At 74.6% G+C, this 19,491-nt stretch carries 22 protein-coding genes; 21 read left to right on the forward strand and 1 reads right to left on the reverse strand.

Features of this window, described 5'->3' with window-relative positions; genetic code table 11:
• The first annotated feature begins 11 nt into the window (after positions 1 to 11).
• The 16 genes from murC (at position 12) to O7607_RS21225 (ending at position 14,907) form a co-directional block, all read left to right on the forward strand.
• Entirely contained in the window at positions 12 to 1,493 is a 1,482-nt protein-coding gene (murC, locus tag O7607_RS21150) for a UDP-N-acetylmuramate--L-alanine ligase (protein WP_269704896.1), read from the forward strand.
• Positions 1,490 to 2,308, forward strand: coding sequence for a cell division protein FtsQ/DivIB (locus tag O7607_RS21155; RefSeq protein WP_269704897.1), 819 nt, complete (start codon positions 1,490 to 1,492; stop codon positions 2,306 to 2,308). Before murC ends, O7607_RS21155 begins: the two co-directional genes overlap by 4 nt.
• Positions 2,309 to 2,554: 246 nt before the next feature.
• Positions 2,555 to 3,670 (forward strand): cell division protein FtsZ, encoded by a 1,116-nt coding sequence (ftsZ, locus tag O7607_RS21160; RefSeq protein WP_135241281.1) that lies wholly within the window; start codon positions 2,555 to 2,557, stop codon positions 3,668 to 3,670.
• Between the two features lie 9 nt (positions 3,671 to 3,679).
• A complete protein-coding gene (locus O7607_RS21165; RefSeq protein WP_269704898.1) occupies positions 3,680 to 4,426 on the forward strand; it encodes a YggS family pyridoxal phosphate-dependent enzyme in 747 nt (248 codons plus the stop codon).
• Between the two features lie 193 nt (positions 4,427 to 4,619).
• Positions 4,620 to 5,321 (forward strand): cell division protein SepF, encoded by a 702-nt coding sequence (locus O7607_RS21170; protein WP_269704899.1) that lies wholly within the window; start codon positions 4,620 to 4,622, stop codon positions 5,319 to 5,321.
• 28 nt (positions 5,322 to 5,349) lie between these two features.
• A complete protein-coding gene (locus O7607_RS21175) occupies positions 5,350 to 5,655 on the forward strand; it encodes a YggT family protein (RefSeq protein ID WP_013287596.1) in 306 nt (101 codons plus the stop codon).
• A 41-nt stretch (positions 5,656 to 5,696) separates the two neighbouring features.
• On the forward strand, positions 5,697 to 6,500 hold the full coding sequence (locus O7607_RS21180) for a DivIVA domain-containing protein (RefSeq protein ID WP_269704900.1): 804 nt from the start codon (positions 5,697 to 5,699) through the stop codon (positions 6,498 to 6,500).
• 72 nt (positions 6,501 to 6,572) lie between these two features.
• Complete coding sequence (locus O7607_RS21185) at positions 6,573 to 7,376, forward strand: hypothetical protein (RefSeq protein WP_269704901.1); 804 nt, start codon at positions 6,573 to 6,575, stop codon at positions 7,374 to 7,376.
• A gap of 2 nt (positions 7,377 to 7,378) precedes the next feature.
• Complete coding sequence (locus tag O7607_RS21190) at positions 7,379 to 7,687, forward strand: DUF167 domain-containing protein (protein ID WP_091420767.1); 309 nt, start codon at positions 7,379 to 7,381, stop codon at positions 7,685 to 7,687.
• Between the two features lie 22 nt (positions 7,688 to 7,709).
• Positions 7,710 to 9,215 carry a potassium/proton antiporter gene (locus O7607_RS21195; protein ID WP_269704902.1) on the forward strand — a complete coding sequence of 502 codons (1,506 nt, stop codon included), beginning with the start codon at positions 7,710 to 7,712 and terminating at the stop codon, positions 9,213 to 9,215.
• Between the two features lie 224 nt (positions 9,216 to 9,439).
• Positions 9,440 to 9,859 (forward strand): TraR/DksA family transcriptional regulator, encoded by a 420-nt coding sequence (locus tag O7607_RS21200; protein ID WP_269704903.1) that lies wholly within the window; start codon positions 9,440 to 9,442, stop codon positions 9,857 to 9,859.
• Positions 9,860 to 9,925: 66 nt separating this feature from the next.
• Positions 9,926 to 10,528 (forward strand): signal peptidase II, encoded by a 603-nt coding sequence (lspA, locus tag O7607_RS21205; RefSeq protein ID WP_269704904.1) that lies wholly within the window; start codon positions 9,926 to 9,928, stop codon positions 10,526 to 10,528.
• On the forward strand, positions 10,525 to 11,469 hold the full coding sequence (locus O7607_RS21210; RefSeq protein WP_269704905.1) for an RluA family pseudouridine synthase: 945 nt from the start codon (positions 10,525 to 10,527) through the stop codon (positions 11,467 to 11,469). Before lspA ends, O7607_RS21210 begins: the two co-directional genes overlap by 4 nt.
• 1 nt (position 11,470) lies before the next feature.
• Positions 11,471 to 12,319, forward strand: coding sequence for a hypothetical protein (locus O7607_RS21215; RefSeq protein ID WP_269704906.1), 849 nt, complete (start codon positions 11,471 to 11,473; stop codon positions 12,317 to 12,319).
• 140 nt (positions 12,320 to 12,459) lie between these two features.
• Positions 12,460 to 13,998 (forward strand): ATPase, encoded by a 1,539-nt coding sequence (locus O7607_RS21220; RefSeq protein ID WP_269704907.1) that lies wholly within the window; start codon positions 12,460 to 12,462, stop codon positions 13,996 to 13,998.
• 48 nt (positions 13,999 to 14,046) lie between these two features.
• Positions 14,047 to 14,907, forward strand: coding sequence for a DUF2567 domain-containing protein (locus O7607_RS21225; RefSeq protein WP_269704908.1), 861 nt, complete (start codon positions 14,047 to 14,049; stop codon positions 14,905 to 14,907).
• Here the strand turns inward: O7607_RS21225 and O7607_RS21230 are convergent.
• Positions 14,873 to 15,577, reverse strand: a complete 705-nt coding sequence (locus tag O7607_RS21230; RefSeq protein ID WP_269704909.1) for an LON peptidase substrate-binding domain-containing protein — start codon at positions 15,575 to 15,577, stop codon at positions 14,873 to 14,875. The two genes, O7607_RS21225 and O7607_RS21230, sit on opposite strands and share 35 nt — an antisense overlap.
• 108 nt (positions 15,578 to 15,685) lie before the next feature.
• Between O7607_RS21230 and hisD the strand changes: the two genes are divergently transcribed.
• The 5 genes from hisD to hisH are packed head-to-tail and all read left to right on the forward strand — an operon-like array spanning position 15,686 to position 19,476.
• Positions 15,686 to 17,011: a histidinol dehydrogenase gene (gene hisD, locus O7607_RS21235; protein ID WP_269704910.1), complete on the forward strand. Its 1,326-nt coding sequence runs from the start codon at positions 15,686 to 15,688 to the stop codon at positions 17,009 to 17,011.
• Complete coding sequence (locus tag O7607_RS21240; RefSeq protein ID WP_269704911.1) at positions 17,008 to 18,081, forward strand: histidinol-phosphate transaminase; 1,074 nt, start codon at positions 17,008 to 17,010, stop codon at positions 18,079 to 18,081. Before hisD ends, O7607_RS21240 begins: the two co-directional genes overlap by 4 nt.
• The gene (gene hisB, locus O7607_RS21245; protein WP_030500263.1) at positions 18,078 to 18,689 is read left to right on the forward strand and encodes an imidazoleglycerol-phosphate dehydratase HisB; all 612 of its coding nucleotides are present in this window, start codon (positions 18,078 to 18,080) and stop codon (positions 18,687 to 18,689) included. Before O7607_RS21240 ends, hisB begins: the two co-directional genes overlap by 4 nt.
• The gene (locus O7607_RS21250; protein ID WP_013287581.1) at positions 18,689 to 18,856 is read left to right on the forward strand and encodes a hypothetical protein; all 168 of its coding nucleotides are present in this window, start codon (positions 18,689 to 18,691) and stop codon (positions 18,854 to 18,856) included. Before hisB ends, O7607_RS21250 begins: the two co-directional genes overlap by 1 nt.
• Positions 18,856 to 19,476: an imidazole glycerol phosphate synthase subunit HisH gene (gene hisH / locus O7607_RS21255; protein WP_269704912.1), complete on the forward strand. Its 621-nt coding sequence runs from the start codon at positions 18,856 to 18,858 to the stop codon at positions 19,474 to 19,476. Before O7607_RS21250 ends, hisH begins: the two co-directional genes overlap by 1 nt.
• Positions 19,477 to 19,491: the final 15 nt, after the last annotated feature.

Consider the following 19,491-nt stretch of genomic DNA (forward strand, 5'->3'; position numbering starts at 1 on the left):
AGGTACGTCTGATGAACACCGCGCAGTTCACGCCCGCCGGCACCATGACGGCGGAGGACCTGGGCCGGATCCACCTGATCGGGGTGGGCGGGGTCGGGATGGCCGGGCTGGCCCGGCTGTTCCTCACCCGGGGTCTGCCGGTCTCCGGCAGCGAGCTGCGGGAGTGGCCGTCGCTGGCCGGCCTGCGGGCGCTGGGCGGCACGATCCACTCCACCCACGAGGCGTCCAACCTCGACGGCGTGGACACGGTGGTCTACTCCTCGGCCATCCCGCAGGACCACCTGGAGATGGTGGAGGCGCGCCGGCGGGGCCTGCGGGTGCTGCACCGCTCCGAGGCGCTCGCCGCCGCGATGACCGGCCGTCGCACGGTGGCGGTCGCCGGCACCCACGGCAAGACATCCACCACGTCGATGGTCACCATGGTGCTCCAGCAGGCCGGCACCGACCCGTCGTTCGTGATCGGCGGCGAGATCTCCGAGGTGGGTTCCGGCGCGCACCACGGCACCGGCGAGCACTTCGTGGTCGAGGCGGACGAGAGCGACCGCTCGTTCCTCATCTACCGGCCGTTCGTGTCGATCGTCACGAACATCGAGGCGGACCACCTGAACACCTACGGCGACCTGGCCACCCTGGAGGCGGCGTTCGCCGAGTTCGCCCGGCTCACCGACCCGGCCGGTTTCGTGATCACCTGCGCCGACGACGCGGGCGGGCGCCGGCTGGCCGAGACGCTGCGCGCCGAGGGCCGCCGGGTCTGGACGTACGGCGAGTCCACCGACGCGGACCTGCGGATGAGCGAGGTCGTCTCGTCCGCGCACGGGGTGCGCTTCCAGGCCGAGGTCGAGGGCCGGCCGCTCGGCGAGATCCGGCTGCCCGTACCGGGCAAGCACATGGCCCTGAACAGCGCCGCCGCGGTGCTCACCGCGTACCTGCTGGAACTGCCGGTGGCCGCGGCGGAGGCCGCGCTCGGCGCGTTCCCGGGCGTGCGGCGGCGCTTCGAGCGCAAGGGCGTGGCCGACGGCGTGCTGGTCTACGACGAGTACGCCTACCACCCGACCTCGATGACGCTGGCGTTGCAGACGCTGCGGGAGGTCGCCGGCGACGGCCGGCTGATCGTGGTGTTCCAGCCGTACCGGCTCTACCGCACCCGCGACAACCAGGCGGAGATCGCCGCCGCGCTCGGCATCGCCGACGAGGTGGTGCTGCTGGAGGTCTTCGGCCCCGGTGAGACGCGCCGCCCGGGCGAGGGCTCGGCCGCGCTGATCCAGGAGGTGTCGCTGCCGGCCGAGCGGAAGGTGTTCGTCGAGTCGTGGGACGACGTGCCGGCCGAGGTGGCCCGGCGGGCGCGGACCGGCGACGTGGTGGTGACCATGGGCGCGCCGCCCATCTCGCTGATGGGTGACCAGCTGCTCGACGCCCTGCTCGCCCGCTCCGGCGGTGGCGCGGGGCTGGGCGCCGGCGTCGACCCGGACGGCGCGGCGACCCCGGCCGGATGAGTCCCGGCCCGGCCCGCGGCCGTACCCCCGGACCGGACGGCGGGGCGGGGCGGCGCAGCCCGGCCCGGCGCTGGCAGCTCGTGCGGGCGAACGCGGACGCCGTGCCGCCGTCGACCCGCCGGTTCATGGCCCGGGCCCGGCAGCGGCGGATGCGGGCCGCGCTGCCCTGGGCGGTCGCCGCCGCGGTGCTCGCCGTCGCGGGCCTGGTGGCGTGGACGGTGCTCGGCACCGGCCTGTTCGGCGTCCGCGAGGTACGGGTGGTCGGCGCGCGGCTGGTCACCCCGGTGCAGATCCGCGACGCGGCGGCGGTGCCGGACAACGCGCCGCTGGCCAGGGTGGACCTGGACGCGACGGCGCGCCGGGTCGGCACGCTGCCGCCGGTGGCGGACGCCACCGTGGAACGGGAGTGGCCGGGCACGCTCGTGATCCGGGTGCGGGAACGCACGCCGGTGGCGGTGGTGCCGCAGGGCGACGGCTTCGTGGTCGTCGACGGCTCGGGCGTGGTCTTCCAGCGGCTGGACCGGGCGCCGGACGGGTTGCCGCAGGTCCGGGTCGCCCGGCCCGGCCCCGACGACCCGGGTACGCGGGCCGGGCTGGCGGTGCTCGACGCGATGGGGGAGAAGCTGCGCGCGGAGCTGGTCGCGGTTGACGTGGCCGGCCTGGCCCGGATCACCCTGCTGCTGCGCGGCGAGCGTCAGGTCTTCTGGGGTGACGCCTCCCGGGGGGCGCAGAAGTCCACCGTGGCCACCGCGTTGCTGAGCCGCAAGGCGGACCGGATCGACGTCAGCGCGCCGGACGTGGTCACGTTCGAGTGACCCGCGGCTCAGCGAGCGGGCGTTGTGTCCCCTGTCGCTCGGTCGGCGACACGCCGGAACAGGTCCTTGGCTCCTGGCGCGGCGGCGCATACGTTGCCCCGAAGAGATCAGTGGTTGACATAACTCTAAGCCTCTAGTAGAGGGTGAGGGTTCAGCCGTCGGAGGCCACCGGGGAGTGTCCGACCGCTGATCCGGCCAAGCCGTGTGGGGTCGGCCCATGCCAATCTCGAAGGGAAAGGACCGGAGATGACACCTCCGCACAACTACCTGGCGGTCATCAAGGTCGTCGGCATCGGGGGCGGCGGCGTCAACGCCGTCAACCGGATGATCGAGGTTGGGCTCAAGGGCGTCGAGTTCATCGCGATCAACACCGATGCGCAGGCGCTGCTGATGAGCGACGCCGACGTCAAGCTCGACGTGGGCCGGGAGCTGACCCGGGGACTCGGCGCGGGCGCCAACCCGGACGTCGGCAAGAACGCCGCCGAGGACCACCGCGACGAGATCGAGGAGGTCCTCAAGGGCGCCGACATGGTGTTCGTGACCTGCGGCGAGGGCGGCGGCACCGGCACCGGCGGCGCGCCGGTCGTGGCGAACATCGCCCGTAAGCTCGGCGCGCTCACCATCGGCGTGGTCACCCGGCCGTTCTCGTTCGAGGGCAAGCGCCGGCAGGTCCAGGCCGAGGCGGGCATCGAGGAGCTGCGCAACCAGTGCGACACGCTCATCGTGATCCCGAACGACCGGCTGCTCGCGCTCGGCGACCGCAACATCTCCATGATGGACGCGTTCCGCACCGCGGACCAGGTGCTCCTCTCCGGTGTCCAGGGCATCACCGACCTGATCACCACGCCGGGTCTGATCAACCTGGACTTCGCCGACGTCAAGAGCGTGATGAGCGGCGCCGGCAGCGCGCTCATGGGCATCGGCAGCGCCCGGGGCGAGAACCGGGCCGTCGAGGCGGCCGAGGCGGCCATCTCCAGCCCGCTGCTCGAGCAGAGCATGGACGGTGCGCGCGGCGTGCTGCTCTCCATCGCCGGCGGGTCGGACCTCGGCCTGTTCGAGATCAACGACGCGGCGCAGCTGGTCACCGACGCGGCCCACCCGGACGCGAACATCATCTTCGGCGCGGTCATCGACGACGCGCTCGGCGACGAGGTGCGGGTCACGGTGATCGCGGCGGGCTTCGACGGGGGTACGCCGGCGTACAAGGCGGTCGAGCCTCCGCGCAAGAGCAACCAGAACCCGCCGGCCCAGCCGAACGCGCCGGTGAGCCCGCCGGCCACCATGCCGGCGCCGCAGCAGCCGTCGCGCCGGGTGCTCTTCGACGACGTCGACGTGCCCGACTTCCTCAAGAACGGGTCCTGAGCCGCGCCGATGACGGAGTCACAGACGGCGGTGCGGCCCGAGCGGCGCGCCGAACTCGCGGCCGGACTGGCCCGGGTCCGGGCCCGCATCGCCGACGCCTGTGCGGCGGCCGGGCGGCAGCGCGACGAGGTCACACTGGTCGCGGTGACCAAGACGTACCCGGCGGCGGACGTGGTCGCGCTGGCCGGGCTCGGCGTGACCGACGTCGGGGAGAACCGCGACCAGGAGGCGGCGCCGAAGGCGGAGGCGGTGTCCGCCGCCGGGGCCGCGCCGCGCTGGCACTTCATCGGCCAGTTGCAGCGCAACAAGGCCCGCTCGGTGGTCCGGTACGCCGACGTGGTCCAGTCGGTGGACAGCGTCCGGCTGGCCGCCGCGCTGGACACCGCCGCCGGTGCGGTCCGGGACCGGCCGCTGGACGTGCTGGTGCAGGTGAGCATCGACGGCGACCCGGCCCGGGGCGGGGCGCTGCCGGGTGTGGCCGATCCGCAGCGCGGGCTCGACCCGGTGGCCGCCGCGGTGGCCGGCGCCGACGGCTTGCGCCTGGCGGGCCTGATGGCGGTGGCGCCGCTGGGCTGGGAGCCGGACCGGGCGTTCGCCCGGCTGGCCGAGGTGGCGGCGCGGCTCCGGGCCGACCATCCGGACGCGACGGTGCTGTCGGCAGGCATGAGCGGAGACCTGGAGAGCGCGATCGGGTACGGCGCGACACATGTCCGTGTCGGCAGCGCGTTGCTCGGAATGCGCCCTGCGCTGCGGTAGCCTCAGCAGGACGGAAGCAAATTACATCAGTGTTGTTCAGGACGGCGTTCCCGTAGCCGGGGGCCGTGACGGGCGGACCGCGAACCGCACGTCAGGGGATTGCCGATCCGGTCCGGTGGGCATGATCGTCCACTCGTGATCAAGCGACACGGCACGGGGGCGCGTGCCGCACGGCGGACGGAAGGGCGCGGGGATGGGTGCACTGCGCAAGGCGGGGGTCTGGCTCGGTCTCGTCGAGGAGGACGACGAGCGGGCGTACGAGGACGGTGGCTACGACAAGGGTGGCTACCGGGACTCGTCGCGCTACCGGTCGAGCCGGTACGCCGAGGAGTTCGCCGACGAGGACGACGACGAGGCCGAGGAGCCGCCGACGACGCGCGGCCGGCTCAGCGACCGTGGCCGGCTGTCCGAGCGCGCCTCCAGCCGCGCCGTCGACGCCGACCGGGCCGAGGGCGAGCGCCCGGAGCGGGCCGAGCGGTCCAGCGTGCGGTCGATCACCCGGTCCTCCGCCGGTGACACCTCGGGCGCCCTGAGCTACCACACCCGGGACAACCTCGCGCTCGCGCCGCAGGCCCAGCCGCGCGAGCGGGAGCGCGTGGCGCCGGAGGACGAGCAGCGCTACCAGATCACCACGCTGCACCCGACCACGTACCGCGAGGCGCGGACCATCGGCGAGCACTTCCGTGACGGCGTACCGGTGATCATCAACCTCACCGAGATGGACGAGGCGGACGCCCGCCGGCTCGTCGACTTCGCCGCCGGGCTCGCGTTCGGTCTGCGCGGTACGATCGAGCGCGTGACCAACCGGGTGTTCCTGCTCTCACCGGCCAACGTCCAGGTCACCGCGGAGGACAAGGCCAAGATCGCTGAGGGCGGCTTCTTCAGCCTGAGCTGAGCCGCACGACCGAGGGACGTCGCCTGCCGTGTTGTCGATCCTGTTCCAGGTGCTCTACCTGCTGCTGTACATCTTCCTAATTGTCCTTTTGGCGCGATTTGTTCTTGGCGCGGTGCTGGCCTATGGTCGCCGCTGGCAACCGGGGCGCGGAGCGTCGGCGGGACTGGAAGTCGTGTGGAGCGTCACTGATCCGCCCCTGCGAGCGTTGAGGCGTGTGATCCCACCACTGCGAATTGGTACCGTGAGCATCGACCTGGCCTCCCTTGTGCTCCTGGTTATCCTGTTCGTGCTGATGGAGTTCGTGTTTAGGCGCCTGATCTTCGCGTTTGCCTGACCAGAGCGCTTTCGCGGCCGCAACTGACCCGAGGAGTTTCGATGCCGCTGACCCCGGCCGACGTCCACAACGTCGCCTTCAAAAAGCCGCCGATCGGCAAGCGGGGGTATGACGAGGAGGAGGTTGACGCCTTCCTGGACGAGGTCGAGCGTGAGCTGGCCCGTCTGATCGAGGAGAACAACGAGCTGCGCGCCCAGGTGGAGCGCGGCGGTCGGGGTGGCGCTCCCGCCGGCCCCGGCGGCGACGCCCGCCTCGCGGCGGAGCTCAACGACGTCAAGGCCCAGCTCGACCGGGTGCAGCGCGACAAGGCGGCCGCCGAGCAGGCGGCCCGCGCGATGCAGGCCGAGCTGGAGCAGGTCCGCACGCAGGGCGGCCCGGCCGGCGTGACCGCTGACGGCGAGCAGCAGGCGCTGCGGGTGCTCATGATGGCCCAGCGCACCGCCGACGACCACGTCTCCGACGCCCGTCGCGAGGCCGACCAGCTGCTCTCCGAGGCCCGTTCGAAGGCCGAGGAGGTCACCCGGGAGGCGCGCGCCAAGGCCGACGCCCTGGAGCGGGACGCCCGCCAGCGGCACCAGGAGGCCATGGGCGGCCTGGACGCCAAGCGCACCGCGCTGCAGAAGCACATCGAGGAGCTCAAGCAGTTCGAGCGCGAGTACCGCACCCGCCTCAAGGCGTACCTGGAGAGCCAGCTGCGTGACCTCGACGGTCGCGGCCAGGGTCTCGAGGTGGAGATGAACCGCACCGAGGGCACCCGTGCCACCGGCAGCAACGGTCTCGCCGCGGCCGGCCTCGCCGGTTCCTACGGCGGTGGCCGCGCGGGCTCGCTCGAGTCCGGCCGCTGATCCCGCGTCGGTGGCCGTCCCCGTGACGGCCACCGACCGCCCAGACCGACACGACGCGGCCGGGGGTGAGCCGTGGTAGCCGCCAGCATCCTGCTCATCCTCGTCGCGGTCGTGCTGCTGATCGCCGGTCTCGCCGGCGGGTCCAGCCTCCTGCTCATCGTCTCGATCGCGGCCAGCCTGCTGTCCGCCGTCGCCTTCGTCGCGTTCGCCCGCCAGGCCGCCGCGACGCGGGCCACGGCCGGCCGGGAGACCGGTCCGCGCGTACGGACCGCGCACACCGTCCCGTCCCCGGACGAACCGGTGAGCCCGGTCCCGCACCACACGTCCACGGTCGGCGCCGGCGGATCCGGGTGGCGGCAACCGCCCGGGTCTCCGGTGACCGAACCGGACGACGTCCCGCCGCCGGCCGCGTACTCGCCGCCGGCCGAACCGGCCGCCGGGCCGTACGAGGCCGAACCGGCCGCGGGGCCGTACGAGGCCGGGCCGTACACGTCGGCGTTCGACGCCGAGCCCGCCGGGCCGTACGCGGCGACGGTGGACACGGACCCGGTCGTCGCGGACGCGGCGCCCTACTCGCCGCCCGGCCCGCGTGTGCCGGAGACCGCCCGGCCCACCTCGCCCGCACCGGGCGGGCCGTTCGACGGCGACCCGCCGGCCGAACTCCTCTCCGACGGCGAGGTCGCCCGGCTGGTCCGGCTGCCCGGCGAGGTCCTGGTGGTCGACGGCCACCCCCGCTTCCACATGCCCGACTGCCCGCACCTGGTGGGCCGGGACGACGAGCCACTGCCGGTCGCCGAGGCGGTCGCGCTGGGCTTCACCCCGTGTGCGCACTGCGCCGCCGCCACCACCCTGCTCGCCGAGGCCCGGCCGCGCTGACCATGACGATCGCGGACGACACACTCACCGTCGCGGTGCGGGTGAAGCCCGGAGCGTCCCGTGCCCGGGTGGGCGGGCGGTTCGACGGGCCGTACGGTCCCGCGCTCGTCGTCGCGGTGCACGCGCCGGCGGTCGACGGCCGCGCCACCGAGGCGGCCCGGCGCGCGCTCGCCGACGCGCTCGGCGTCCGGCCGGCGACCGTGTCGCTGCGGTCCGGCGCCGCCAGCCGCGACAAGCTCTTCCTGGTCGAGCGCCCGCACGACGGGCTGCCCGAGGTGCTGCGCCGGCTGCGCGACGGCAGCACGGCGTGAGGTCCGGTCGGGCCGGCCGGCGATGACCCCGGGGCTCGACGTCGCGTTGCTCGTGGGCGCCGCCGTGCTGCTGGTCGCGGTGGGCGCGGTGCGGTTCTCCACCCGGCTCGGCGTGCCGAGCCTGCTGGTCTACCTGGCGCTGGGGGTGCTGCTCGGCGAGGCGGGGCTGGGCATCCGCTTCGACGACGTCGAGCTGACCCGGGTGCTCGGCTTCTGCGCGCTCATCGTGATCATCGCCGAGGGCGGCCTGACCGCGCGGTGGAGCACGTTGCGGCCGGTGCTGGGCCTGGCCGCGGCGCTGTCCACCGTCGGTGTGGTGGTCAGCATCGTGGTCGTCGGCGTAGTGGTGCACCTGCTGCTCGACCTGGACTGGCGGCTGGCCCTGCTCTACGGCGCGGTGCTCTCCTCCACCGACGCGGCGGCGGTGTTCGCCACGCTGCGCCGGTTGCGCCTGCCGCCCCGGCTGGTCGCCGCGCTGGAGGCGGAGTCCGGCGTGAACGACGCCCCGGTCGTCCTGCTGGTGCTGGTGCTGTCCCGCGCCGGGGCCGGGGTCGCCCACCCCTGGTGGTACGAGGTGCTGCTGGTCGGCTACGAGCTGAGCGCGGGCGCGGCGGTCGGGGTCGGCGCCGGGCTGGCCGGCCGGTACGCGCTGCGCCGGGCCGCGCTGCCGTCGGCCGGCCTGTACCCGATCGCGGTGGTCGGCTTCACCGTGCTCGCGTACGCGGCCGGCTCGGTGCTGCACGCCTCGGGTTTCCTCGCCGTGTACGTCGCGGGCGTGCTGCTCGGCAACTCCCGGCTGCCGCACCGGCAGGCCATCCTCGGTTTCGCCGACGGGCTGGCCTGGCTGGCCCAGATCGGGCTGTTCGTGCTGCTGGGCCTGCTGGTCTCGCCGAGCCGGCTGGACTCGGCGGTGCTGCCGGCCGTGATCACCGGGCTGGCCCTGCTGCTGCTCGCCCGGCCGCTGTCGGTGGCGATCTCCGCGCTGCCGTTCCGGGTGAACCTGCGCGAGCAGTTGTTCCTGTCCTGGGCCGGGCTGCGCGGCGCGGTGCCGGTGGTGCTGGCGACCATCCCGCTGTCGCTGCACGTACCGGGGGCGGACCGCCTGTTCGACGCGGTCTTCGTCCTGGTGGTGATTTTCACGTTGCTCCAGGCGGGCACGCTGGCGCGGGCGGCCCGGCGGCTGGGCGTGACCGCACCGGCCGAGGCGAGCGAGATCCTGCTGGAGACGGCCCCGCTGGAGCGGATGCGCGCCGATCTGCTCCAGTTGGAGGTGCCGCCCGGGTCGCGGCTGGCCGGGGTGCACGTGGACGAGCTGCGGCTGCCTGTCGGTGCCGCGGTGACGCTGGTGCTGCGCGACGGCGTCGGTTTCGTGCCGGGCGCGGACACCCGGCTCAAGGTCGGGGACAGCCTGCTCATCGTGGCCACCGCCGGGGTACGGGACGAGACCGAGCGGCGGCTGCGGGCGGTGAGCCGCCGGGGCCGGTTGGCGAGGTGGTTCGGGGAGTACGGCGAGGAGCCGGCCCGCTGATCTGCTACCGTTCCTTTTGCCCCGATTGATGGCAGTCCGGGGCGAATACGTGGGACTACGGTGCGGCACGTTGTCGGACGCCTGTACGTTCCGTATTCTTGCCAACCTCCGGAGTGCACGGCGGGCCGCTCGCCGTGCACCCTTCCGTACGCGGGGGACGCCGACGTGGGCGTCCCCGCCCACGCACCGCTGACCGCCGCTCCGCGCGGCTGAGGGAGCTGACGATGGCGAAGCCAGCCGACACCAGGACCGCCGGTCGCAAGCCGGTGGCGAAGGCCACCCGCAGCGCGGCGGAGACCGAGAAGATCCGGGCCGCCCTGGCGGCACGGCGGGACGAGCTCACGGCCGAGTACGATCAGACGCTGAGCGAGATCACCGAGCTGCAGCGCGAGCGGCTGACCGACTCGGCCGGGGACGACCAGGCCGACACCGGGACCAAGACGTTCGAGCGGGAGCAGGAGATCTCTCTCGCCAACAGCATCAAGGAACGAATCACGCAGGTCGAGCGCGCCCTGGAGCGCCTCGACGAGGGTGGCTACGGCTGGTGCGAGCGGTGCGGCAACCCGATCCCGGTGGAGCGGCTCGCCGCGTTCCCGTCGGCCACCCTCTGCGTGACGTGCAAGCAGCTGGAGGAGCGGCGCTGATCACCGCTCCCCGGCGGCCGTACGGCAGACGGTGACCACACCGTCGCGAACGTCGATGGGGAGCAGATGACCGCAGCACCGCCCGCCGGGGCCGGCACCACCGAGTCGGGCGCCGGCGCGCCTCGCCGTAAGGCCGTCGGCCTGCTGCTCGGCGTGTCCCTGTTCTCGCTGCTGGCGGATCTCGGCACGAAGCAGCTCGCGCTCGCCGAGCTGACCGGCCGGGAACCGGTGTCGCTGCTCGGTGGCGCGGTCTACCTCAGCCTCACCCGCAACAGCGGCGCGGCCTGGAGCATCGGCTCGGACCACACCTGGGTCTTCCCGATCATCACGTTCGTGGTGGTCGGGTGGATCGCCTGGATGGCGTTGCGGCTGCGCTCGCTGCCCTGGGCGGTGTCGCTGGGACTGGTGCTGGGCGGTGCGCTGGGCAACCTGATCGACCGGATCTTCCGCGCGCCGGGGCACTTCGTCGGCCACGTGGTCGACATGATCAGCCTCTTCGACCCGTACGGCCAGGTCTGGCCGGTGTTCAACCTGGCCGACAGCTCGCTGGTGTGCGGCGTGGTGCTCGCGGTCTTCCTGGAGCTGACCGGCCGCCAGCGCGACGGCTCCCGGCTGCGCGACGAGAAGCGCGACGACGCCGCCCCGGCCGAGCAGCGGGAGAGCGCGTGACCTCCGCGTTCGCCGCCGCCGGCGACACCCGCTCCCTGCCCGTGCCGGACGGCCTCGACGGGATGCGCCTGGACCAGGCCGTGTCCCGGCTGTTCGGGCTCTCCCGCACCGCCGCCGCCGGCCTGATCGACGCCGGCGACGCGCTCGTCGACGGCGTGGTCCGGCCCAACTCGCACAAGGTCAAGGCGGGCTCGTGGCTGGAGGTCACGCTGCCCGCGCCGCCGGCACCGCCGACTGTGGTGCCGCAGGCGGTGCCCGGCCTGACCGTGGTGTACGCCGACGACGACATCGTGGTGGTGGACAAGCCGGTCGGGGTGGCGGCCCACCCCAGCCCGGGCTGGACCGGCCCCACGGTGATCGGCGGGCTGGCCGGCATCGGCCACCGGATCTCCACGAGCGGCGCCGCCGAGCGGCAGGGCGTGGTGCACCGGCTCGACGTGGGCACCACCGGGATCATGGCGGTGGCCAAGAGCGAGCGCGCGTACACCGCGCTGAAGCGGGCGTTCAAGTACCGCGAGGTGGAGAAGCGCTACCACGCCGTGGTGCAGGGCCACCCGGACCCGCTGAGCGGCACCATCGACGCGCCGATCGACAGGCACCCGCACCACGACTACCGCTGGGCCGTGGTCTCCGGCGGCAAGCCGAGCATCACCCACTACGACACGATCGAGGCGTTCCCCGCCGCCAGCCTGCTCGACGTGCGGCTGGAGACCGGGCGTACGCACCAGATCCGGGTGCACTTCTCCAGCATGCGGCACCCCTGCGTGGGTGACCTGACCTACGGCGCGGACCCGACGCTGTCGGCCCGGCTGGGGCTGGCCCGGCAGTGGCTGCACGCCCGCTCGCTGAGCTTCGCGCACCCGGGCACGGGCGACGAGGTGACGTTCGTCAGCGAGTACCCGGACGACCTGGCCCGCGCGCTGGAGATCCTGCGCGACTGACGTGAGCGACGATCCCGCGCCGCCGCGCCGGTCCCGGTCCGCCGCGCTGACCTGGATCGCGCTGGCCTGCGCGCTCGTGGTGCTGGTGGTCGCGGTGGCCCAGCGGCGGGACCGGCCGGTGAGCGACCGCACTGTCGGCGAGGTGACCCGGGTCGGCGTGAGCGACGGCGCGAGCATCCCGGCGTACCTGCGGGCCGCCGGGGACGAGCTGGCCCGCCTCGACGCCCCCGACGGCTACGCGCTCGTCTCGTTCGACGGCTACCTGACCCCGGCGCGGGCGGCCGCCGCGCTGGACGGCACGCGGGTCTCGGCGGTGGTGGCGCGGGTACCGCTGCCCGGCCGGCAGACCGAGATCGTCCGGATCGCGGCGCTGCGCCTGCCCCAGGACGTGGTGGCCGGCATGGCCGGCGTCGCGACGCGCAAGGACGCCGAGGCCGCGGACTACCGCTCCCGCGCCGCCGCGACCACCGCCGATCCGGAGCTGCGCCGGGTGTACGACAGTGGCGCGGAGGTCGCCGCGCGCGAGGCCGAGGCGTACCGGACGGGCTGCGCCTGCGTCTACGCCGCGGTGGTGAGTGCCGCACCGGAGGCCCTGCGCGCGCTCGCCGGGCGTCCGGGTGTGCGGGTGGTGGACCCGGCGCCGGAGGTCCGCCGCCTGGACCGGACCGTGTTCACCCCGCCGCTGCCCGAGCAGCGTGACGTGGTTCGCCCACCGGCCGACGGCGAACCCGCCGAGGCAGGCGGAATGGGCGATTCGTCGGAAGCTGCACGGACGGTGAGCGGACCTTCACCCACCGCCCCGGCGCCGGGCGGCGGCTCCGGGGCACCCAACCCCGCTCCCACCTCCTGAGACATCGGGGCCCGCGGTGACCGGGCCGATCCCATGGTGCGGCAGGCCGCCGGGCGATGTGCGGCGCGGGGAGTGGTCCGAATAGGGTTTCGTTCGTAGCCTGTCAGGCGGAGATCGATGGGCTGGGGGAGGGCGAATCCTTGGACGGCAGCGAGACCGGCTGGGGTCGGCAGGGCGAGCCGGCACCGCGGTGGCGGGCGCTGCTCGACCGGGCCCGGCTCGGCGGTCGCGGCGCGGAGCACGCCGACGCCGACCGGCACGTCGAGGAGCAACCGGCGCCGCCGCCCGACCCGCTGCCCCGTCGCGCCGCGGGCACCGGGTGGACCGGGCGCGCCACCGCCGTCGGCCGCGCCCCCGACGGGTCGTACGGCGCCGAGCCCGGTTACCGCGCCGAGGCCACGTTCCGGGTCGACCCGGCCTTCCGCGCCGATCCCCGGCACGACGGCGAGCCGGCCTACCGGGCCGAACCGGCGTACCGCAGCGACCCGGAGCCGTCCTGGCGCACCGGGCAGCCCTACCCGGCCGAGCCGTCCTGGCGCGCCGAGCCGTCGATCGCGCCGGACCCGCCCTTCGCCGCCGAGCCCCGGCCGGAGCCGTCCTGGCGCGCCGAACCGGCACGGCCGGAGCCGCACGGCCGGGCCGAGGCGCCGGCCGAGTCCCGGTACTCCCTTCTCGACGGCGGCTACCGGCCCGCGCCGCCGCCTGCCGAGTCCCGGTACGCCCTGCTCGACCGGGGCCGCTACCGGCCGGACGTCCCGCCCGCGCCGGAACCGGTGGTGCCCGCGCCGCGCAGCCCGCTGGAGGGCCGCTCCGGCCGGGCGGGCCGGGCCGCGCCGGCCCAGGCGAAGTGGCGTGCCCCCGAGCCGGACGCCGAGCTGGAACGCGCCACCAGCGTGCTGCGCCGCGAGCTGGGCACCCCCCGGGTGCTCGCCTTCGCCAACCCCAAGGGCGGCGTGCACAAGACCACCGCGACGGTGCTCGCCGCCGCCACCGTGGGCAGCGTCCGCGGGCGCGGCGTGCTCGCCTGGGACGACAACGAACTGCGCGGCACGCTCGGTCTGCGAGCCGGCAGCGCCCGGCACGCCCGTACCATCCGCCACCTGATCCACGACCTGGCGCAGATCGAGATCCTCGAGGGCAACACGCTGCTGTCGCACCTCGACGACTACCTGCGGCACGCCTCCGACGGCTCGTACGACGTGCTGGCCGGCGAGGAGAGCCCGCGCTTCGCCCAGCGGCTCGACCAGTTCACCGTCAAGCGGGTGCTGGAGCTGCTGCGCCGCACCCACGAGGTGGTCTGCGTGGACACCGGCAACAACGTGGAGAGCCCGAACTGGCGCACCGTCATGCAGGCCGCCGACCAGCTCGTGGTGACCACCGTGCCGCGCGAGGACGCGGCGTTCAGCGCGGACTGGATGCTCGACCTGCTGCACGAGGAGGGCATGGGGGAGCTGGCCGACAACGCGGTCACGTTGATCTCCTGCCCGACGCCGGGGCGTACCTCGTTGCAGGAGGACCTGGAACGGCACTTCGCCACCCGTACCCGGGCGGTCGCCGTGGTGCCCTACGACCCGGCGCTGGAGACCGGCTCCTCGATCGAGTACCACCAGCTCCAGGCCGAGACCCGCAACGCCTGGCTCAAGGCGGCCGCGGTGATGGTGGAACCGTTCGCGCGCTGAGCGGTGACCACCGCCCCGCGCCGTGCCCGGGCCTGAGAGGATCAACGGGTGAGTCCGGACACCCCTGAGCCCGAGCGGGCGCGCGAGCGCACCGACGGCACCGACGCGCGTACCGGCGACGCCGTCCCGCGTACCGGAAACGCCCCGTGGCCCGGCGACGGCGCGTGGCCCGCGCGCGAGCAGCCGCCCGGCTGGCCCGGCGGCCTGCCGGTACCGGCAGGCACGCCGGTCACCGCGCCCGGCGCCGACCCGCTAGCCGGGTACCCCGGCGTGGTGGCGCAGCTGCCTGGCGCCGACGCCGGCCGGTCCGGCCGCCCGCTGCTCACCGCGCTGGCCGTGGTCGCGCTGCTCACCGCGCTCGGCGTCCCGCTGGGCCTGCTGTGGGCGTGGGCGGCGCCCGCCACCCCGGTACGGCAGACCCCGGCGGGCGCGGTCTACGCGACCACCCAGCCGGAGCAGCCGATCGCCGCGGACGGCTGGTTCAGCCTCCTGACGCTCGGCTTCGGTGTGCTCGCCGCGATCGCCCTGTGGGTGGTGCTGCGCCGCCGGCGCGGCCCGGCCGGCCTGGTCGCGGTGACGCTCGGCGGTCTCGGCGCGGCAGTGGTGGCCTGGCAGGTCGGCCGCCGGATCGGGCTGTCGACGTTCCAGCGGCTGGTGGACACCGCGCCGCCGGGCACCGCCTTCACCAAGCCCGTCGACCTGCGCGCCGGTGGCGTCGACTGGTACGGCCCGCTGCCGTTGCCGCACGGTAACCTGCTGCTCGCCGCGTTCGGCGCCGCCGTCACGTACACGCTGCTGGCGGGCTGGTCGCGGTGGCCGTCGCTGCGGCCGGAGCCGGAGCTCGACGCGACCTGGCCGCCGCCCCCGCCCGGGTTCAGTTCGGCGCCGGGGGACCAGCCAGCTCGCTGAGCGGCACCGGCACCGCGCGCACCTGCCGCAGCAACGCCGTCTCCCGGTTGAGCAGGCGCAGCTCGGCGCGCAGCCGGCCGGCCGTGTCATCGGCGGCGAGCAGCCGCTGCCGGTCGGCGACGGTCAGCGCGGCGGTCGCGGCGACCAGGTGCGACAGGACCGTCGGATCCTCCGGCAGCTGCTCGGTGATCTCCTGCTGGTCCGGCCGGATCAGGCCGAGATATTGCCGGAACACCGAGATCACCCGGGCCGCCAGCAGGTCGGAGACCTCGTCCGGGCCGTCCGGCTCGGGCAACCACTCCACCTCGGCGGTCAGGTACGGCTCGGCGGAGTCGTCGACCTCGGCGACCCGGAACCGCCGCCGCCCCACCGTGACGATGTCGAAGCCGCCGTCGGCCAGCTCGGTGACCTGCCGCAGTTCGGCGGTGCAGCCGACCTCGTGCAGGGTGACCTCGCCGCCGGCCGGCCCGGCGCGACCCGGCGGCCCGGCCGGCGCGACCTCCCAGCCGGCCTGGATCGCCACCACGCCGAACTCGCGCGGCGCGCCCTCGGGCAGCCCCACGAGGTGGCGCACCAGCGCCTTGTAGCGCTCCTCGAAGATGTGCAGCGGAAGGACCAGCCCGGGGAAGAGGACGGTCCCGAGCGGGAACACCGGCAGCCGTGCGCTCACGTGATCGAGCGTATCGCCAACGCGCCCACCCGTGCGTGTCCCGGCTCACCGTCCCGGCGTGCGGGCGGGCCCGGCCGGTGACACCGGCGGCGGCCTAGACTCGCAGGCGTGCTGAATCGGATCGACCTGCGCGGCGGTGTCCGTGACCCGCGCCGCCTGCTGCCCCGTGCCCAGCTCGACGTCTCCGTGGCGGTCGAGCGGATCCGCCCGCTCGTGGAGGCGGTCCGGGACCATGGGTACCCGGCGATCCGGGAGGCGAGCGAACGGTTCGACGGCGTCTCCCCGGAGCGGCTGCGGGTGCCGGTCGAGACGATCCGCGCCGCCGAGGGCGAGCTGGACCCGCAGGTCCGCGCCGCGCTGCTGGAGTCGATCACCCGGGCCCGCAAGGTCCACGACGACCAGCGCCGCACCGACCACACCACGACCGTGGTGCCCGGCGGCACGGTGACCGAGCGGTGGGTGCCGGTCGACCGGGTCGGCCTCTACGTCCCCGGCGGCCTGGCCATGTACCCGTCGACCGTCGTGATGAACGTGGTGCCGGCCCAGGCGGCCGGGGTGCGCTCCCTGGTGGTGGTGAGCCCGCCGCAGAAGGACAACGACGGCCTGCCCGACCGCCGGGTCCTCGCGGCCTGCGCGCTGCTCGGCGTGAACGAGGTGTACGCCGTCGGCGGCGCCCAGGCGGTCGCCATGCTCGCGTACGGCGCCACCGTCGACCCGGCCGGGGACGAGCGCTGCGAGCCGGTCGACATGATCACCGGTCCGGGCAACATCTGGGTCACCGCCGCGAAGCGGCTGCTGCGCGGCGTGGTCGGCATCGACGCCGAGGCCGGCCCGACCGAGATCGCGATCCTGGCCGACGACACCGCCGACCCGGCGCACGTCGCCGCCGACCTGATCAGCCAGGCCGAGCACGACCCGCTGGCCGCGAGCGTGCTGGTCACCCCGTCCACCGCGCTGGCCGACGCGGTCGACGCCGAGCTGGCCCGGCAGGCGCCGGCGGCCAAGCACGCCGAGCGGATCGGCACGGCGCTGCGCGGCGAGCAGAGCGGCGTGGTCCTGGTCGACGACCTGGAGGCGGGCCTGCGGGTGGTCGACGCGTACGCGGCCGAGCACCTGGAGATCCAGACCGAGAACGCCCGCGAGTGGGCGCTGCGGGTACGCAACGCCGGTGCGATCTTCGTGGGCGCCTGGTCGCCGGTGTCGCTCGGCGACTACTGCGCCGGCTCCAACCACGTGCTGCCCACCGGCGGCTGCGCCCGGCACTCCTCCGGCCTGTCCGTGCAGTCGTTCCTGCGCGGCGTCCACCTGATCGAATACACCCAGGACGCGCTGCGCGACGTGGCCCCGCACGTGGTCACCCTGGCGACCGTGGAGGACCTGCCCGCGCACGGCCAGGCGGTCAGCGTCCGGTTCCCCGACGGCGGCGCGTCGTGACCACGCTCGACGACCTGCCGATCCGCGACGACCTGCGCGGGCGCACGCCGTACGGGGCGCCGCAGCTCGACGTGCCGGTGCGGCTGAACACCAACGAGAACTCCTACCCGGTGCCCGAGCCGGTGGTGGAGGCGATCGGCAAGGCGGTCGCCGCCGAGCTGCGTGACCTCAACCGCTACCCGGACCGGGACGCGGTGGCGCTGCGCGCCGACCTCGCCGCCTACCTGGGACACGGGCTCACCGCCGACCACGTGTGGGCGGCGAACGGCTCCAACGAGATCCAGCAGCAGCTGCTCCAGGCGTTCGCCGGTCCCGGGCGTACCGCGCTCGGCTTCGCCCCGGCGTACTCGATGCACCCGCTGCTGGCGCTCGGCACCGGCACCCGGTGGGTGCCCGCCCGGCGCGGCGCGGACTTCGGTCTCACCGCCGGCGAGGCGGTGGCCCAGGTCCGCGAGCACCGGCCGGACGTGGTGTTCCTCTGCTCGCCGAACAACCCGACCGGCACCGCGCTCGACCCGGCGGTGGTCGCCGCCGTGCTGGACGAGGCGCCCGGCATGGTGATCGTCGACGAGGCGTACGCCGAGTTCGCCCGGCCCGGCACGGTGAGTGCGCTCGCCGTGCTGCCCGGCCACCCGCGGCTGGTGGTGACCCGCACCATGAGCAAGGCGTTCGGGTTCGCCGGCGGCCGGCTCGGCTACCTGGCCGCCGACCCGGCGGTGGTGGACGCGGTGCAGCTGGTAAGGCTGCCGTACCACCTGTCCGCGCTCACCCAGGCCGCCGCCCGCGCGGCGCTGGCGCACCGGGACGCCCTGCTCGGCACCGTGACCGCGATCATGGAGCAGCGGGACCGGATCGTCGCCGAGCTGCGCGCCCGGGGCCACCGGGTGGCCGACAGCGACGCCAACTTCGTGCTGTTCGCCGTCGAGGGGGACCAGGCGGTGGCCTGGCGTACCCTGCTCGATGCCGGCGTGCTGGTGCGCGACGTCGGCCTGCCCGGCTGGCTGCGCGTCACCGCCGGAACCCCGACCGAGACCGACGCCTTCCTCACCGCGATGGAGACAGTTTCATGAGCCGGATCGCCCGGATCGAGCGGGTCACAAACGAGACGAAGGTGCTCGTCGAGATCGACCTCGACGGCACCGGCAAGGCCGACATCGAGACCGGCGTCGGTTTCTACGACCACATGCTCAACCAGATCGCCCGGCACGGCGGCTTCGACCTGACCGTGCACACCGTCGGCGACCTGGAGATCGACGCGCACCACACGATGGAGGACACCGCGCTCGCGCTGGGCGCCGCGTTCGACCGGGCGCTGGGCGACAAGGCCGGCATCCGGCGGTACGGCTCGGCCACCGTCCCGATGGACGAGGTGCTGGTCCGCGCCGCCGTCGACCTGTCCGGCCGCCCGTACGTGGTGCACGACGAGCCGGCGCTGGCCCCGTACATCGGGCCGGTCTACCCGACGAGCATGACCCGGCACATCTGGGAGTCGTTCGGTCAGTCGGCCCGGATCACGCTGCACGTGGACGTGCTGCGCGCGGCCCGTCCCGGCGGCCACCCGGACGCCCACCACGTGGTCGAGGCGCAGTTCAAGGCCGTCTCCCGCGCGCTGCGCGAGGCCACCGCGCTGGACCCGCGTAACGCGGGTGTGGTGCCGTCCACGAAGGGTGCTCTCTAATGAAGGTGCTGCCCACCCTTCTGTTGATCCTGGCCGGCCTGCTGGTCGGCGGGACGTGGTCGCTGCTCAAGCAGGGCGCTCCCCGCGCCGCCGTGGTGATCACCGGCCTGCTGGCCGTGCTGGCCACCGTCGCCGGGGTGCTCTGGCTGCTGCCGGGGGAGAGCTGATGGCACGGGTGGTGGTGCTCGACTACGGCTCGGGCAACCTGCGTTCGGCCGAGCGCGCGGTGGAGCGGGCCGGCGCCGACGTGACAGTCACCGACGACCTGGACGCCGCCGCGTCGGCCGACGGCCTGGTGGTGCCGGGCGTCGGCGCGTTCGCCGCGTGCATGGCCGGGATCGAGGCGCTGGGCGCCGGGCCGGTCATCGCCGACCGGGTCGCCGCCGGGCGGCCGGTGCTGGGCATCTGCGTCGGCATGCAGATCCTCTTCGGGCACGGCGAGGAGCACGGCGTGGTCACCAAGGGGCTGGGGCTGCTGCCCGGCGGCGTGACCCGGCTGCCCGCGCGGCGGTTGCCGCACATGGGCTGGAACACCGTGCGCCCGCCGGCCGGCTCGGCGCTGTTCGCCGGGCTGCCGGACGGCACCCGGTTCTACTTCGTCCACTCCTACGGGGTGACCGACCCGGTGGCGCTGGCCGAGGCGGGCGCCACGGTGACCACGGCGCACCACGGCGCGGACTTCGTCGCGGCGGTGGAGCGGGGGCCGCTGTCGGCCGCGCAGTTCCACCCGGAGAAGTCGGCCGACGCCGGGGCCGCGCTGCTGCGCAACTGGCTCGGCACGCTGTGACCGGCCCGCGGGCGT

It is taken from the genome of Micromonospora sp. WMMA1949, assembly GCF_027460145.1.
In the GTDB taxonomy this organism is placed as follows: Bacteria; Actinomycetota; Actinomycetes; order Mycobacteriales; family Micromonosporaceae; genus Micromonospora.

Excerpts from the sequence above, each read along its gene's own strand:
- murC (WP_269704896.1), top strand. The coding sequence starts at position 12 with ATGAACACCGCGCAGTTCACGCCCGCCGGCACCATGACGGCGGAGGAC.
- O7607_RS21200 (WP_269704903.1), top strand. The coding sequence starts at position 9,440 with ATGGCGAAGCCAGCCGACACCAGGACCGCCGGTCGCAAGCCGGTGGCG.
- O7607_RS21250 (WP_013287581.1), top strand. The coding sequence starts at position 18,689 with ATGAAGGTGCTGCCCACCCTTCTGTTGATCCTGGCCGGCCTGCTGGTC.
- hisH (WP_269704912.1), top strand. The coding sequence starts at position 18,856 with ATGGCACGGGTGGTGGTGCTCGACTACGGCTCGGGCAACCTGCGTTCG.
- hisB (WP_030500263.1), top strand. The coding sequence starts at position 18,078 with ATGAGCCGGATCGCCCGGATCGAGCGGGTCACAAACGAGACGAAGGTG.
- O7607_RS21165 (WP_269704898.1), top strand. The coding sequence starts at position 3,680 with ATGACGGAGTCACAGACGGCGGTGCGGCCCGAGCGGCGCGCCGAACTC.
- O7607_RS21195 (WP_269704902.1), top strand. The coding sequence starts at position 7,710 with ATGACCCCGGGGCTCGACGTCGCGTTGCTCGTGGGCGCCGCCGTGCTG.
- lspA (WP_269704904.1), top strand. The coding sequence starts at position 9,926 with ATGACCGCAGCACCGCCCGCCGGGGCCGGCACCACCGAGTCGGGCGCC.
- O7607_RS21180 (WP_269704900.1), top strand. The coding sequence starts at position 5,697 with ATGCCGCTGACCCCGGCCGACGTCCACAACGTCGCCTTCAAAAAGCCG.
- ftsZ (WP_135241281.1), top strand. The coding sequence starts at position 2,555 with ATGACACCTCCGCACAACTACCTGGCGGTCATCAAGGTCGTCGGCATC.
- O7607_RS21190 (WP_091420767.1), top strand. The coding sequence starts at position 7,379 with ATGACGATCGCGGACGACACACTCACCGTCGCGGTGCGGGTGAAGCCC.
- O7607_RS21155 (WP_269704897.1), top strand. The coding sequence starts at position 1,490 with ATGAGTCCCGGCCCGGCCCGCGGCCGTACCCCCGGACCGGACGGCGGG.
- O7607_RS21170 (WP_269704899.1), top strand. The coding sequence starts at position 4,620 with ATGGGTGCACTGCGCAAGGCGGGGGTCTGGCTCGGTCTCGTCGAGGAG.